Source organism: Flavobacterium aquaticum (genome assembly GCF_003259835.1).
GTDB lineage: Bacteria > Bacteroidota > Bacteroidia > Flavobacteriales > Flavobacteriaceae > Flavobacterium > Flavobacterium aquaticum.
The window spans coordinates 42,330-58,467 of the sequence record NZ_QLMI01000009.1 but is presented as its reverse complement, the minus strand read 5'-3'; the positions used below and the strand labels follow the sequence as shown (position 1 = coordinate 58,467).

At 32.2% G+C, this 16,138-nt stretch carries 15 protein-coding genes; 6 read left to right on the top strand and 9 right to left on the bottom strand.

Annotation, left to right across the window (positions count from 1 at the left end; all coding sequences use genetic code 11):
* Positions 1–195: 195 nt before the first annotated feature.
* Entirely contained in the window at positions 196–489 is a 294-nt protein-coding gene (locus B0I03_RS12515) for a cell division protein ZapA (protein ID WP_111567777.1), read from the bottom strand.
* 7 nt (positions 490–496) lie between these two features.
* Positions 497–787 (bottom strand): hypothetical protein, encoded by a 291-nt coding sequence (locus B0I03_RS12510; protein ID WP_111567776.1) that lies wholly within the window; start codon positions 785–787, stop codon positions 497–499.
* Between the two features lie 192 nt (positions 788–979).
* Here B0I03_RS12510 and B0I03_RS12505 point away from each other — a divergent pair, with 192 nt between their 5' ends.
* The 3 genes from B0I03_RS12505 to B0I03_RS12495 are packed head-to-tail and all read left to right on the top strand — an operon-like array spanning position 980 to position 5,897.
* Positions 980–2,662: a M23 family metallopeptidase gene (locus tag B0I03_RS12505; RefSeq protein ID WP_111567775.1), complete on the top strand. Its 1,683-nt coding sequence runs from the start codon at positions 980–982 to the stop codon at positions 2,660–2,662.
* Between the two features lie 15 nt (positions 2,663–2,677).
* Positions 2,678–5,140, top strand: a complete 2,463-nt coding sequence (locus B0I03_RS12500; protein ID WP_245903046.1) for a TonB-dependent receptor — start codon at positions 2,678–2,680, stop codon at positions 5,138–5,140.
* Between the two features lie 43 nt (positions 5,141–5,183).
* The gene (locus B0I03_RS12495; RefSeq protein WP_111567774.1) at positions 5,184–5,897 is read left to right on the top strand and encodes a hypothetical protein; all 714 of its coding nucleotides are present in this window, start codon (positions 5,184–5,186) and stop codon (positions 5,895–5,897) included.
* 224 nt (positions 5,898–6,121) lie between these two features.
* On the opposite strand, the gene B0I03_RS12490 is transcribed toward B0I03_RS12495, so the two are convergent.
* The 6 genes from B0I03_RS12490 to B0I03_RS12465 form a co-directional block, all read right to left on the bottom strand.
* Positions 6,122–6,823, bottom strand: a complete 702-nt coding sequence (locus B0I03_RS12490) for a DUF2971 domain-containing protein (protein WP_111567773.1) — start codon at positions 6,821–6,823, stop codon at positions 6,122–6,124.
* Positions 6,824–6,925: 102 nt separating this feature from the next.
* Positions 6,926–8,773, bottom strand: coding sequence for an ABC transporter ATP-binding protein (locus B0I03_RS12485; protein ID WP_111567772.1), 1,848 nt, complete (start codon positions 8,771–8,773; stop codon positions 6,926–6,928).
* A complete protein-coding gene (locus B0I03_RS12480) occupies positions 8,774–10,501 on the bottom strand; it encodes a phospho-sugar mutase (RefSeq protein WP_111567771.1) in 1,728 nt (575 codons plus the stop codon). It abuts the gene before it with no gap.
* A 4-nt stretch (positions 10,502–10,505) separates the two neighbouring features.
* Positions 10,506–11,006 carry an ORF6N domain-containing protein gene (locus tag B0I03_RS12475; protein WP_111567770.1) on the bottom strand — a complete coding sequence of 167 codons (501 nt, stop codon included), beginning with the start codon at positions 11,004–11,006 and terminating at the stop codon, positions 10,506–10,508.
* A 46-nt stretch (positions 11,007–11,052) separates the two neighbouring features.
* Complete coding sequence (locus B0I03_RS12470; RefSeq protein WP_111567769.1) at positions 11,053–12,000, bottom strand: glycosyltransferase family 2 protein; 948 nt, start codon at positions 11,998–12,000, stop codon at positions 11,053–11,055.
* Between the two features lie 4 nt (positions 12,001–12,004).
* Positions 12,005–12,544 carry a DUF4199 domain-containing protein gene (locus B0I03_RS12465; RefSeq protein WP_111567768.1) on the bottom strand — a complete coding sequence of 180 codons (540 nt, stop codon included), beginning with the start codon at positions 12,542–12,544 and terminating at the stop codon, positions 12,005–12,007.
* Positions 12,545–12,771: 227 nt separating this feature from the next.
* Between B0I03_RS12465 and B0I03_RS12460 the strand changes: the two genes are divergently transcribed.
* The 3 genes from B0I03_RS12460 to mtaB all read left to right on the top strand — a co-directional run bounded on the left by B0I03_RS12460 (position 12,772) and on the right by mtaB (position 15,794).
* Positions 12,772–13,023, top strand: a complete 252-nt coding sequence (locus B0I03_RS12460; protein ID WP_026724762.1) for a type B 50S ribosomal protein L31 — start codon at positions 12,772–12,774, stop codon at positions 13,021–13,023.
* Positions 13,024–13,141: 118 nt separating this feature from the next.
* Positions 13,142–14,317, top strand: coding sequence for a GlmU family protein (locus B0I03_RS12455; RefSeq protein ID WP_111567767.1), 1,176 nt, complete (start codon positions 13,142–13,144; stop codon positions 14,315–14,317).
* 148 nt (positions 14,318–14,465) lie between these two features.
* The gene (gene mtaB / locus B0I03_RS12450; protein WP_111567766.1) at positions 14,466–15,794 is read left to right on the top strand and encodes a tRNA (N(6)-L-threonylcarbamoyladenosine(37)-C(2))-methylthiotransferase MtaB; all 1,329 of its coding nucleotides are present in this window, start codon (positions 14,466–14,468) and stop codon (positions 15,792–15,794) included.
* A 41-nt stretch (positions 15,795–15,835) separates the two neighbouring features.
* Here mtaB and B0I03_RS12445 read toward each other — a convergent pair whose 3' ends face one another.
* Complete coding sequence (locus B0I03_RS12445; RefSeq protein WP_111567765.1) at positions 15,836–16,117, bottom strand: GNAT family N-acetyltransferase; 282 nt, start codon at positions 16,115–16,117, stop codon at positions 15,836–15,838.
* Positions 16,118–16,138 lie beyond the last annotated feature (21 nt).

Below are 16,138 nucleotides of genomic sequence, written 5' to 3'. Positions count from 1 at the left end.
TTTATATAAAAAAAAGCCTACATTAGGTGTTTGTATAAACTCTGTTATACAAGATTTGAGCTAACCTGCAGTTCAAACTTCCCACTTAAGGGCCTGTTATAGTTGCAAAGATTCACTCGTTTAATTTGTTAGTGTTGAGTTTATCAAATATATACTAATGTAGGCAGTATCTTTGTTTGTTATGTAAGAACGTATTTATTTTGAGAGTAACTCACTCAGTTTTTTATCCAAATTTTGTAATCTGGTTATGTTGCTTTCATTATCCTGAGAGTTATTGATTTGTTTTTGTTCAACCTGAGCTGCAAATTGCAAGGCACACATTGCTAAAACATCTTGTTTGTCTCTTACAGCATAGCTTTGTTCAAACTGTTTAATCATAGCATCTATCTTTTTTGAAGCACTTCTAAGTCCTTCTTCTTGCGATGGATCTACCGTTAAGGGATACACGCGGTCTGCTATCGATATTTTAATTTTCAGTTTTTCACTCATGCGGTTTCTAATCCGAAAGTTGGGCTATACAATAATCGATTTCTCTGATTAATGAATTTATTTTGAGTTTTGTTTCTCGTTTATTTTCTTCACTGCCTAGTAATGAGTTTACCATTTTTAGAGTATCTAACTGGTTCTTCAAAGCTTCAATTTCACCTGATTGCTGTTGTTGATTTTTTCTAGAAAGCAACAATTCATCCTGCAACTCTTGGTTTTTCTTTTCTAGCTGTGCCACTTTTTGGTTCAGCTTAAAAAATTTAACTTCGAGAGAATCAATTAATTCAGATAATCCATTCATTAATGATAAAATTCATTTCATTATTTCACAAAGTTAGCATTAGTATTCAAAAATTGCAATACTTTTTATTAAATTTTGTGAATTAATTTTTATTATTTATAACTAATTGATTATTAAATAATTATTATAGGTATGGTTTTTGTTTACTTTATGTAAAATTATTTTAGTATTTTAGCACTAAACACAAGCACTATGAGATTCGTATTAGCCATTTTATTCGCCCCTCTTTTTATTTTTAGTCAAGATTTTCCTCAAGATTATTTTCAATCTCCTTTAGATATTCCGCTCGATTTATCGGGTTCTTTTGGAGAATTACGAAGTAACCACTTTCATTCTGGTTTGGATTTTAAAACAAAAGGAGTAGAAGGTCTTCCCGTTTATGCTGCCGGTGATGGTTATATTTCAAGGATTAAAATCTCAACTTTTGGATATGGAAAAGCCATTTATATTACACATCCAAATGGTTATACATCTGTTTATGGACATCTCCAAAAAGCAAATGGTGCTATAGAATCTTTCATTAAAGCTAGACAATACAAAGAACAATCCTATGAAGTAGAAATGTATTTGTATCCAACAGAATTACCAGTAAAAAAAGGTGATATTATTGCTTTTACCGGAAATACAGGTGGAAGTGGTGGTCCTCATTTGCATTTTGAATTCCGAAATACCAAATCAGAAGAAATACTTAACCCAATGCATTTTGGGTTTAAGAAAATTATCAATGATGATAGAAAACCTGTTATTCAAGGTGTTGTGGCTTATCCTTTAGATTCAACAGTAGTAAATACTTCTCAAAAGCCAATTAATATTTCATTTTCTAAACAAGCCGATGGAAGTTATTTGAGTACAAAAGTTAGAGCTAATGGTAAAGTTGCATTCGGAATTAATGCTTACGATTTTTGTACCAATGCCTACAATAAAAACGGATTGTATAAGGTAAAAGCCTATCTGAATGGTGTTTTGTACTACCAGTATGGTTTTGATGGTTTTGCCTTTGATGAATCGCGCTACATTAATAATTTTATTGATTACGAACGTTTTCATTTGATGGGTCAACGCGTTCAAAAATTGTTTCAATTGTCTGATTATCCCTTATCTATTGTGGCTGGAAATAAAAAAGATGGTACAATAAAAGTACAACCTGCAACAAATTACACCTATCGAGTAGAAGTATATGATTTTCATGGAAATAAGGTAGATTTAGTTATTCCAATCGAATTTTATAATACGCAAGCCACTGTAAAAAATACGATTCAAAAAACACCTTACTATGTAAAAGCTAAAAACGAATCTATTTTTGAAAAGAATAATGTTTCAGTTCAAATTCCAGAAAATGCATTTTATTCTAATTTCTATTTGAATTTTGATGTTAGTAACGATATTCTTACGTTGCATGATGATAGTGTTCCGGTTCATAAAAATATTACAATTACATTCAATAATGTTCAAGGCTTAACCGAAGAGCAATTAGCAAAAACTTACATTGCAACTTTAGACGGTTATAAATTAGAATACAATAAAACATATCGAAAAGGGAATACATTTTCTCTTAAAACAAAGTCTTTAGGTAAATTCAAATTAGCGCAAGACTCAACTCCACCAAGAATTTACAACGTAAATTTTGTAGAAGGAAAGACAATTAAAGAGCAAAAAACAATTAGTGTTTCCATTACAGATTTGCATTCCGATATTGATTCTTACAATGCTTATTTAAATGGAAAATGGATTTTAATGGAATACGATTATAAGACAAAAAAGTTGGTACACAATTTAGATGATAATATTTGCGTTCAAGGAAGAAACGATTTAAAGATTGTTGTGACTGATAATTTACAAAATTCTACTACCTTTGAATCTTACTTTTTTAGATAATTAAAATCCATTCTTTTGAAAAATATAATTTTTGTATTCATTATAGGTCTTTTTTCTTTGACTGTTTCGGCTCAAAAAGCACGTATTAAAGGTGTTATTTTAGACGAATTTAATAATCCTGTTGAAAATGTAACGGTAAAAGTGGGCGACAAAGGAACCGTTTCTAATGAAAATGGTTTTTATATTTTAGAAATAGATGCCAATAAAAAAGTGACGATTACTTTTTCTCACATTTCATTAAAGAAAATTACAATTGATGTAAATTTGAAATCCAATGAAGATTTTGAGTTAAACCCAGTTATGAATTCAAAAGTAGAGGAGTTTGGAGAAGTTACAGTAACAGGAAATAGCAAAAAAAGAATCGAAGGTGTTACCACAATTGATCCGGTAATTGTAAGAAAAATTCCTGGAGCTAATGCCGGGATCGAAAATATCATTAAAACGCTTCCGGGTGTTTATTCTAATAACGAATTAAGTACTTCGTATGCTGTTCGTGGTGGAAATTACGATGAAAACTTAGTATATGTAAATGAAATTGAAGTCTATCGTCCGTTTTTAATTCGTTCAGGACAACAAGAAGGTTTGAGTTTTACCAATACCGATATGGTTCAAAATGTAGATTTCTCAGCTGGAGGATTTCAGTCCAAATATGGCGATAAATTGTCTTCGGTTTTAGATATTACCTACCGAAATCCAAAACGTTTTGGTGCGAGTTTAGAAGCTAGTTTGTTAGGAGGAAGTCTTACTGTTGAAGGTGTTTCCAAAAATCAAAAATGGAGTAATATCACAGGTGTTCGATACAGAAATAACAGTCTTTTAGTTAATAGTCAGGAAACAGAAACTAATTTTAGACCTACATTTTTTGATGTCCAAACTTTGTTGAATTTTAATGCTTCAACCAAATGGAATTTTAGTTTTTTAGGAAACATTTCGCAAAATCGATATAACTACGAACCTTTAACACGTCAAACCAATTTTGGAACTATCGATGAACCAATTGCGCTTTTGGTGTTTTATGAAGGACAAGAAAAAGATAAATATCTAACGTTTTTTGGTGCCGGAAAAGCCGTTTATCAATACAACGAAAAAAATAAATTAAAATTCATCCTTTCAGGATATCACACGCAAGAGCAAGAATATTATGATATTTTAGCACAATATCGTTTGGGTGAAGTAGATGCAAATATTGGTTCGGAAACCTTTGGTGATGTTGTTTTTACTCGCGGAATTGGTTCGCAATTAAATCACGCACGTAACGATTTAGATGCTTTAATCGTAAATGCTGAAGTAAAAGGTTTTCACGAATTAAACGAAAAATCCCAATTTGAATGGGGCGCAAAATTCACAAAAGAAGATATTCGTGATAGAATTGTAGAATGGGAAGTTGTAGATTCAGCTGGGTTTTCATTGCCAAATCCTATTTTAGATTATCAAAACGATCAGCCTTATAATCCTTATGTTGGACCCTTAGCGCCTTATCAAAATGTAAGAGCTACAAATTTTACCAAAATAAATAGATTTTCGGGTTATGCACAATGGAATTATAGAGGTAATATAGGTGAACATGATTATTGGATAAATGCCGGAGTTCGTGCTCATCAATGGCAAGTTGAAGCTGATGGTAGACCAAAAGGTGATAGCCAAATTACATTTTCACCAAGAGCTCAATTTGCATTTAAACCCAATTGGAATAAAGATATGTTGTTTCGATTATCTGGCGGTTTGTATCATCAACCACCATTTTACAGAGAATTGCGAGATTATGATGGAGTAGTGCAAACCAATGTAAAAGCACAACAATCGATTCATGTTGTTTTGAGTAATGATTACAGTTTTAAAATGTGGAACAGACCATTTAAATTGGTTTCTGAAGCGTATTATAAAAACATTACCGATGTAAACACCTATACAATTGATAACGTTCGTATTCGTTACAGAGCTAACAACGATGCCGAAGCCTATGCTTATGGTTTTGATGCTCGATTAAACGGAGAGTTTGTACCAGGAACAGAATCGTGGTTTACTTTCGGATATTTAAAAACAGAAGAAAATCAAGACGGAAAAGGTTTTATTGCTCGTCCAACAGACCAACGATTAAAATTTGGCGTTTTGTTTCAAGATTATATGCCAAATATTCCAAACTTGAGATTGTATCTTAATTTGGTTTACAATACAGGATTACCAGGTGGTTCTCCTGCTTATGCTGATCCTTACAATTATCAATTACGTTTAAACGATTATCGTAGAGCTGATGTTGGATTCTCTTTTGTGTTTAAAGATGAAAAAATCAAATCAAGTAAAGTTTGGTTAAAACCGTTTAATGAGCTATCATTAGGATTGGAAATTTTCAATTTATTCAACAATCAAAATTCGATTACGAATACATGGGTTCGCGATGTGTACACCAAATCACAATACGGAATTCCAAACTACATGACTACTCGTGTTTTCAATATCAAATTAGTTGCCCGATTGTAAGCCAATTATTATTTTAGTATATTTGACTATAAAATTTAAACAGATGAAACGTATTCTTTTTACTTTTAGCTTGGTTGCAACTTTAATGAGTTGTAAGAAAGAAGCAGAAACTCCAAAGGTTATCTACGAAGAAGGAAAAACTAAGGTAGAAGTTGAAGCTAAAGATACGTCGTCTATCAAAGTGGCCGATTTGCCAATTTTGATGGAAGGAACGAAATATTTAATTCATCCTGTTGGTGATGTTCGTGTGTATGATACCAATAGTAAAGTGTATGGAAGCAGTAAAACCAATCAGGTTAGTTATGCCATTTCTAATTACAACCGATTTGAAATTACAGGTTATTTCGATAATTTGAATTTTCAGCATATCGATTCAATTACTGTTAAACCTTTAACCGATAAGAAAATCCAAATTCAAACCGCAACTTTTTTAGACGGAATTGCTACTAAAACTAAAAAGCAAATTATAGTTTATACATTAGTAGATTCCGATACTAATAAAGATGGAAAAATCAATCAAAATGATATTCGTTCGTTGTATTTGAGTTCGGCAAGTGGTGAGAATTTTACTAAACTTTCAGAAAATCTTCTTGAATTAATCGATTGGAATATCATTGAAGCTCAAAATCGTTTGTATTTTAGATGCATTGAAGACATCAACAAAAACGGTGCTTTTGATAAAAACGACAAAGTACACTACCACTATGTAAACTTGTTAGCAGATGAGTGGAAAGTGGAAATGTATACTCCGAATTAATAATGTCATCCCTACGGGATTTTAGTTGCTATTGATTTTTTTACCAATATTTCATGCCTAACAGCATTTTTAAATTCCAAAGTAAATAAAGTTCCGTAGGAACGATATTTTGGTAACAATAAAGTAAAATAGAAATAAAGTCCCATAGGGACGACATTAAAATAATGAAAGAAAATCCGACTTAATCCGAGCTGCAATGCATCCGTTTCATCCGCGTTCCAACTCTAAATCAAAATATCACTCTCTAAATCCGATTTTTCAATTTCAAAATCAAATCCTAGTTTAGAAACCAATTCAATTACCAATTTTTTGTACCAGTTTTCACTTTTAGGGTGAATATATATTTTTTCGATTAATTGATTCAAGTTTACATCTACTTTTAATCCGTTGTCGATTTTCATTCCATTAGCCGAAACGTCTGAAATAATACGAATTTCTCTTTCGTATTGAAAACTTTTACGTTTAAATAAGAACGGAAAGAATGTATCTTCAAACGGAATAAACTCTTTTTTGTAATCGATGTAATTTACAGCGCCAATATATTGTTCGGTTTGTCTTTCAGGTTGTAAAGCTTCTTTTAGTCTGCCAATTGTAGTTTGAATCGCTAAACCTTCTGTATTTTGAGTGAAAATCTGCCACATAGCAAACGATTCATATTCGTTAATGTGCCAACTGCTAATCACTACTTTTTCGCGATGTGATTTATAGTAATCTAAAAACTTTGGATTGTTAGCGGCAATTTTCTTTATTTCTTCAAAAGTAGGTTCTGAAAAGGTGCCTTCATATTGGTCTTCAAACTTATCCGAACGCGACATAAACAACTGTTGCGACAACAACATGTCTAAAAATTTAGACAAATCCAAATATTTCCAAACAATGGTTTCATTGTCATCGGGTAAAGTGATATTTGGATGGTTTATGTACATTTTTAAAGTTCAATTACAAGTTCAAAAATCAAAATTATTCCTCAAAGAGCAAAATCTGTTTAAATTAGCGTTGCGAAGCATCCGTTTTATCCGCGTGCTAATTTACTCGAAACTCTGCATCATCACCAACTTCGAATACGTTCCATTCAAAGCTAATAATTCATCGTGTGTTCCTTGTTCAAAGATTTCACCTTTGTGCATTACCACAATTTTATCTGCTTTTTGAATGGTAGATAAACGGTGCGCAATTACAATTGACGTTCGGTTTTGCATCATGTTTTCTAAAGCAACTTGAACGAATTTTTCACTTTCGGTATCCAAAGCCGAAGTTGCTTCATCTAAAATCATGATTGGTGGATTTTTCAAAACGGCACGAGCAATCGATAAACGTTGTTTTTGTCCGCCCGAAAGTTTTCCGCCTGCGTCACCGATGTTAGTTTCAATTCCGTTTGGTAAAACTTTTACGAATTCGTAAGCATTAGCCACTTTTAAAGCCGCAATAATTTCTTCATCTGTTGCATCTTCTTTCCCTAAACGAATATTATTTTTAATGGTGTCATTAAACAAAATCGAATCTTGCGTAACCAATCCCATCAAATCACGTAGCGATTCTAACGTCATATCTTTAATGTCGATTCCGTCAATTTTTACGGTTCCTTCTTGAACATCATAAAAACGTGTCAATAAATTGGCAATAGTACTTTTTCCAGAACCAGATTGCCCAACTAATGCCACCGTTTTTCCTTTCGGAATTTCCAAAGAGAAGTTTTTCAATACATTTTCTTCTGCATATCTGAAATTGATATTTTCAATAGCTATTTTATCTTCAAAAGAAGTTTTTACGACTGCATCAGTTTTGTTTGTAATTGTGTTTTCAACTTCTAAAATTTCGAATACACGCTCTGCAGCTGCTAAACCACTTTTAACTTGATACGAAGCTTTCGAAATCGCTTTAGCTGGAGTTAGAATATTATAAGCCAATCCCATGTAAGCTAAGAATTTTGATCCTTCAAGAATAGGTTCGCCATTTGCTAATTTATCAACTAAAACCATGTTTCCTCCGTACCAAAGTAAAATCGCAATTACGACAATTCCCATGAATTCACTCATCGGAGAAGCTAAATTGTTTTTGCGTTCAATACTGATGGAAAGTTTTAATAATCTGTTGATTGAATCATTAAATTTTGAAATAATATTTTTTTCAGCATTATAACTTTTTACCACTTTTAATCCTCCTAAACTTTCTTCTACAACCGAAATCAAATAACCATTTTCTTGTTGCGCTCTGCCTGATTTTGATTTTAAACTTTTACCGATTTTCGAAATAACAAATCCAGAAATTGGAATAAAAACAAATACAAAAAGTGTTAATTTAAAACTAATTGAAATCATAGCTCCAATAGTAAAAAGAATCGTCATAGGTTCTTTTACTACCAATTCTAAAATTGAGAAAAAAGAATTTTTGACTTCATTAATATCGCCCAACATTCTAGCCATAACATCACCTTTTCTCTTTTCGGAATAATACGAAATAGGAAGTTGGATGATTTTATCAAACATATTTTTTCTCAAATCTTTTAAGACACCATTTTTTACAATAGTTAAATAGTTTAATCCAAGATAATTAAAAAGGTTTTTCAATAAAAACGTTGAAATTACAATACAAACTACTAATAAGAGTGCGTATTGTGCACCGTTTTCTTCTGTTAACTTGGTAATGTAATAATAAAGATAATCTTTACCATATGAAGTAATGTCCCAAATATCTGTATAAACTGGTTCTTCAACGATTTTTTCTGCATCTTTAAACAATACATCCAACATTGGAATTAATGAAATGAATGACAATGTACTGAAAAGCGCATACAAAATGTTAAAAATAATGTTGAGTATAACATTACTTTTATACGGTTTTAAATACGGAATTATCTTTTTAAAATTTTCGTCCATTTAGTTTAATTTCATTGCCGAAATAATTTCTGCAATTTTGTTATCCAATTCTTTTTCTACTGATTTTGCGCTTTCAATGGTATCTAAAACTCCATTTACACTGAAATAAAATTTAATTTTAGGTTCGGTTCCGCTTGGTCTAGCGCAGATTTTACTTCCATCTTCCAAATAGTAAATCAATACGTTAGATTTAGGAATATTAATTTCAAATTCTTCGTTATTCATAAAATCTTTTCCTTTTGAAGCTTGATAGTCTTCAATGCAAATCACACGTTGTCCGTTGATTTCTTTCATTGGATTTTCGCGTAAATCAATCATCATTTGTTTGATTTCGTTAGCACCTTCAATTCCTTTTTTGGTAATCGAAATCAAATGTTCTTTATAGAAACCAAAATCAATATATAAATTCAATAATTCTTGATATAACGAACTTCCAGAAGCCTTAGCTTGAGCTGCAATTTCACTCACTAATAAAATTGCGGCTACCGCATCTTTATCACGAACGGCATCACCAACCATGAAACCAAAACTTTCTTCGCCACCACCCACAAATTTCTGATTTGGGAAATCTTTAATAAATTTCGCAATCCATTTGAATCCTGTTAATCCTACTTTACATTCCACATCATAAGCTGCTGCTAATTCTAACATCATTGGCGTAGAAACTATGGTTGAACCAATGAATTCATTTCCTTGGAATTTATCAGCTCGTTTCCATTGTTCTAATAGGAAAGCCGTCATGATAACCATTGTTTGGTTTCCATTCAATAATTTGATTTTTCCATCTAAATCACGAACAGCAACACCTAAACGGTCAGAATCTGGATCTGTTCCAACTACCATATCCGCACCAATTTTCTCAGCTAAAGCAATTGCCATCGACAACGCTTCTGGTTCTTCTGGATTTGGAGAAACTACGGTTGGAAAATCACCATTAGGCTCCGCTTGTTCTGGAACGATATTTACATCGGTGTAACCTGCCTTTGCTAAAACGTTTGGAATCGCTTTAATCGAAGTTCCGTGTAAAGAAGTATAAACGATTTTTAAATTCGCTTTAGCTTCTGCTGGCGTGTTAAAACTTGCATTTTCAACTGTTGATTTTGCGAAAGCTTCGTCTACTTCAGCATCGATATATTCAATTAAATCGTTATTCGCTTCGAATTTGATATCGCTGTATTTTAAATCTTCGATTACTTTGATAATTTCAGCATCTTGTGGTGGAACTAATTGACCGCCATCTTGCCAATATACTTTGTATCCGTTGTATTCTGGTGGATTGTGAGAAGCTGTTAACACAATTCCTGCATGGCAATTCAAATAACGAACGGCAAATGATAATTCAGGAGTAGGGCGCATATCCGAAAACAAATACACGTGAATTCCGTTTGCAGAGAAAACATCTGCAACTACTTTAGCTAAGGTATCACTGTTATGGCGACAATCGTAAGCAATTGCTACTTTTAATTGTTCGTTTGGAAACGATTTGTGTAAATAATCCGATAATCCTTGCGTGTTTTTACCTAATGTATATTTGTTGATACGATTGGTTCCAACACCCATAACACCGCGCATTCCGCCTGTTCCAAACTCTAAGTTTTTATAGAAACTTTCTTCTAACTCTTTTGGAGCCGAAGTCATCATTTCTTCTATAGCGTTTCGAGTTGCTTCGTCAAATGTTGGGGTTAACCACTCGTTTACTTTGTTTAAAATATTTTGTTCGATATGCATATTCTTATTTCTTTTTGAAGCCAATTTTGCTTCTTTCTTTTTGTTCTGTTTTTTTCTGATGCGTATCCATCAGATAATTTAATACTTTGTAAATTTCTGGAAATTTTTGTTCAACTTCTGTGAGCCTTTTGGTTACCTCTTCATATGTTAAAGCAAATTTTCTTAAAGAAACAAAGCTTCTCATTATTGCTATATTTATTTCTATAGCTTTTTCATTGTTTAAAACACTTGAAAGCATTGCAACACCTTGTTCTGTAAACGCATAAGGTTTGGCGCCTCCAAGTTTACTTTTTGATGGTATCACAGATTGTGACACCAATAAAATAATTTCGCTTTCAGTTAATTCAAACATGAAATCTTCTGGAAATCTTTCAATATTTCTTTTAACAGCTTGTTTTAAAATTCTCGTTTCAGTTTCATAAAGTTCTGCAAGATTAAAATCCAGCATTATTTTATGACCTCTAATTTCATAAATTTTTTGTGTAATAATCTCTAATTTTTGCATGGCGTATATAATTTAAAAAGTTAATAATTCTGTTTTACTCTCAACTTCAAACTCCCAGCTCCTCACTAATCTTATAACGTTCTTCGTTGTTTTTGGTTCGTAGGATAATTTCACCTAAAAATCCGGCTAGGAATAATTGTGTTCCAATTAACATTGCGGTTAACGACAAGTAAAATTGTGGTCTTTCGGTGATTAATCTTCCTGTAGTGTTGATGAATAATTTGTCGATTCCTAAGTAGAACGCGAATAAAAATCCAATGATAAACATTATAGAACCTAATAATCCAAAAAGGTGCATAGGTCGCTTCCCGAAGGTTGATAAAAACCAAATCGTAATCAAGTCTAAAAAGCCATTGATAAAACGGCTCATCCCAAATTTAGAACTTCCATATTTTCTAGCTTGATGAATCACGACTTTTTCACCGATTTTCCCAAATCCAGCATTTTTTGCTAAAACAGGAATGTAGCGGTGCATTTCGCCTGAAACTTCTATGTTTTTGATGACAATATTTTTGTATGCTTTTAATCCGCAATTGAAATCATTTAAATGAACACCAGACGTTTTTCTAGCTGCCCAATTGAATAATTTAGACGGAATATTTTTTGCTACAACCGAATCGTAACGCTTTTTCTTCCAACCTGAAATCAAATCATAATTATCTTCTTTAATTAAACGGAATAATTCTGGAATTTCATCTGGACTATCTTGTAAATCGGCATCCATGGTAATTACTACATCACCTTGAGCTTTTGCAAAACCAGCATGTAAGGCTTGTGATTTTCCGTAATTTCTAAGAAAACGGATTCCTTTTACATTTGAATTTTGATTAGATAATTTTTGAATAACATTCCAAGATTCATCAGTACTACCATCATCAATAAATAGGATTTCGTAGGAAAAGTTGTGCGATTGCATTACTTTCACAATCCAATTGTGTAATTCGGGTAACGATTCTTGTTCGTTTAATAATGGGATAACTATGGATAAATTCATTTATTTAGAATACAGGTTGATTTTTTTTGAAGATTGCTGCTAAAATTAAGTTCATAACTGATGAAAGTAAAAAAGCAATCAATGTTCCTTGTAGAATATTTAATATGGAAAAATTATTAGTTTCTGCAATTTTCTTTAGGTCTTCACTAGTAACTTTTGTGAAGCTTTTCATAGCATTCTGAGCTACAATCTGTTGTTCGTTCATGAATTCATTCATGGCATTTCCGTATTCTACATCAATAAAATTATTGAATAAAAAAGTGAATGATTGTGAAATCAAGATTCCAATAATTACAGTAACTGTTAGTGTTGTAAATAATTCTTTTAGAGAAATAAAACCGTTAAACTCTTTTTTTGTTTTGTTACATTGAACAATTCTTATTGCTAGGAAAGCTAGCCAAAACACAAATTGAAGTATTGAATTTAATATTGCATTTTCTTTAGAAATACCTCCCATTGCATACACAATCATTTGAGATGCGATACCTAATACACCTAATGTAATACCAAAGTTAATTCCGTTTTTTTTGATAATTTCGTTCATAGTTTGTTCTGGTTTAATTAATTTACAAATATAAGAATTCTAATCGTTGTAATATAAGAGTTAAAAAATAAAAAAAAGTTACAGAAACATTGGTAAATTAAAAATTAAATGTAATTTTGCACTCTCAAATAAAAAAGTTTATAAACCAAAAGGTTATAAAATGTTTACACCTTTATAGAAATAAAGCCGCGGAACAAGTTATAATCGCTTAATAAAAGATTTACAAAATGAAAAAAGGTATTCACCCAGAAAATTACAGATTAGTTGCTTTCAAAGACATGTCTAATGAGGATGTTTTTATCACTAAATCTACAGTAGAAACTAAAGAAACTATTACTCACGAAGGTGTTGAGTATCCAGTTTTCAAAATGGAGATTTCTAGAACGTCTCACCCTTTTTACACAGGTAAATCTAAACTTATTGATACTGCAGGTCGTATCGATAAATTCAACAGCAAATACGCTAAAAAAGCTAAATAATTTTTCGCTTTTTCAAGATAGAGAAAAGCTTCACTTAGGTGAGGCTTTTTTTATTGCCTAAATCTTCCTACTTTTGAGTATTGTTTTAAACAATGCATCACTTTAACAATTCAACATAATGAACTATATACTTTTTGACGGAACCGTTCGCAATGCGTTACTTCCTTTTACTTTTACTCGTCCAGTTGCTGATATTCGTATCGGAATTTTAACAATTCGCGAAAAGTGGGAAAAATATCTAGGATATACCACCACCACGCTTACCGAAGAGTATTTGATGGAAAAATATCCGATGGTAGAAATGGAACAAAACATTATGATTAATGCTTCGTTTTTACCCAATCCGATTTTAATTGATATGGTTCAAAATTTGAATCCTAAAGAAGCAATTCTTTTTGGAGAAGAAATCATCGCTTTTCATACAAATGATACACAAGAAGATATAGATTTTGATGAATATGAATTAATTGAATATGAAGGTGAGGTTTTACGAGTAGAGAATACTTGGGATATTTTCGCAAAGAATGATGCTGCCATTCGTGAAGATTTTGAATTACTTACAGAAGATAGATTTTCCCAACCCATTCCAAAAAGCGTCAACGTAATTGCACCTGAAAACATCTTCATTGAAGAAGGAGCGAAGTTAGAATTCGTTACCTTAAACGCTTCTACAGGTCCAATTTACATCGGAAAAAATGCTGAAATCATGGAAGGTTCGGTTATTCGTGGACCATTTGCTTTGTGCGAAGAAGCACAAGTGAAATTAGCTACGAAAGTTTACGGAGCAACAACTGTTGGACCACATTGCCGTATTGGTGGCGAAGTGAATAACTCTGTATTATTCGGGTATTCTAATAAAGGACATGATGGATTTTTAGGAAATTCCGTTTTAGGAGAATGGTGTAACATTGGAGCCGATTCGAATAATTCCAATTTAAAAAACAACTACGAAGAAGTGCGTTTGTGGAGTTATGAAACCGAAGGTTTTGCCAGAACAGGTTTGCAATTCTGTGGATTAATGATGGGAGATCATAGTAAGTGTGGTATCAATACCATGTTCAATACGGGAACAGTGGTTGGAGTTTCAACGAATATTTTTGGATCTGGATTTCCAAGAAATTTTGTGCCAAGTTTCTCATGGGGAGGCGCTTCAGGATTTACTACTTATATCACTAAAAAAGCTTTCGAAACCGCTAAAATTGTAATGAGTCGCCGTCATGTAGAATTCACAGAAGAAGACGCTAAAATTTTAGAACACGTTTTTGAAGAAACGAAGAAATATAGAAAAGAGTAATATAATTTGAAAATTTGAAGATGTATTGATTTGAATATTACTTTGACTCTAATTACATTTTCAAATTTTCAAATGAAATAATTTTCAAATTTAACTATCTTTGCACTCTCAATTTTTTGACAACGATTTCATTAATTGAGTTTTACTTATGGAAAACAAGAAAAAAGTCGCGTTCTACACTTTAGGATGCAAATTAAACTTCTCAGAAACGTCTACTATTGCACGTGATTTTCAAAATGAAGGTTTTGAACGTGTCGATTTCGAAGAAATTGCAGATATCTATGTAATTAATACCTGTTCGGTTACCGATAATGCGGATAAACAATTCAAGCAGATTGTAAAAAAAGCAATGAAGCTGAATGATAAAGCATTTGTTGCTGCCGTTGGATGTTATGCGCAATTAAAACCAGAAGAATTAGCTGCAGTTGATGGAGTAGATTTAGTTTTGGGTGCGACAGAAAAATTCAAAATCACAGATTATATTAATGACTTGTCGAAAAACGACATGGGTGAAGTGCATTCATGTGAAATCGAAGAAGCCGATTTTTATGTAGGAAGTTATTCAATTGGTGATAGAACTCGTGCGTTTTTAAAAGTGCAAGACGGTTGCGATTATAAATGTACCTATTGTACGATTCCGTTAGCACGAGGAATTTCTAGAAGTGATGCATTAGAAAATGTATTGAAAAACGCTAAAGAAATTTCAGAACAAGGAATCAAAGAAATTGTTCTTACTGGTGTTAACATTGGAGATTACGGAAAAGGAGAATTCGGAAATAAAAAGCACGAACACACTTTCTTAGATTTAGTAAAAGCATTAGATGAAGTAGAAGGTATCGAACGTTTGCGAATTTCTTCCATCGAACCTAATCTATTGAAAAACGAAACGATTGAATTCGTATCACAAAGTCGCACATTTGTGCCGCATTTTCATATTCCATTGCAATCGGGTTCTAATGATATTTTGAAAAAGATGAAACGTCGTTATATGCGTGAATTGTATACAGAACGTGTTGCAAAAATTCGCGAAGTAATGCCGCATGCTTGTATTGGAGTAGATGTTATTGTAGGATTTCCAGGTGAAACTGACGAACATTTCTTAGAAACGTATCATTTTTTGAATGATTTAGATATTTCTTATTTGCATGTTTTCACTTATTCGGAAAGAGATAATACAGAAGCGGTTGAGATGGATGGAGTAGTGCCAGCTAATGTGCGTTCGAAAAGAAGTAAAATGCTACGCGGACTTTCCGTTAAGAAAAGAAGAGCGTTTTATGAAAGTCAAATTGGAAGTAACAGAACAGTTTTATTCGAAAGTGAAAATAAAGAAGGTTACATTCACGGATTTACCGAAAATTACGTAAAAGTAAAAACACCTTGGAATCCAGAATTAGTCAATACGTTGCACGAAATTAATCTAACCAAGATTGACGAAGACGGAAGCGTAAGAATGGAATTTATAAACGTAGAAGCATAAAAAAAATCCCAAGTTTAATAGACTTGGGATTTTTCTTAGAATTAAATCTTAATTCCAGGAGGCAACATTTCTTGAAATTTTCGATTCTTTCTAAAGAAACTGATAAATTTTGCGTGTGTTGGAACGACTTTTAATTTTCGTTCTTGCGCCAGTTCTAAAACAGTTTTGATAAATTCGTTGTGTAACTCTTCATCTTCGTTTGAATTATTGCAAAATTTGGTTAAAAAAAGTTTACGTTCTTGAATAGAATACTCAATAGCAACTAAGCCAGTTTCGGTAATAATTTCAAATTGTCTTAAAAGTTCATTATCTTTGATTTCCATGATGCCTTTCAATTTAGGTGC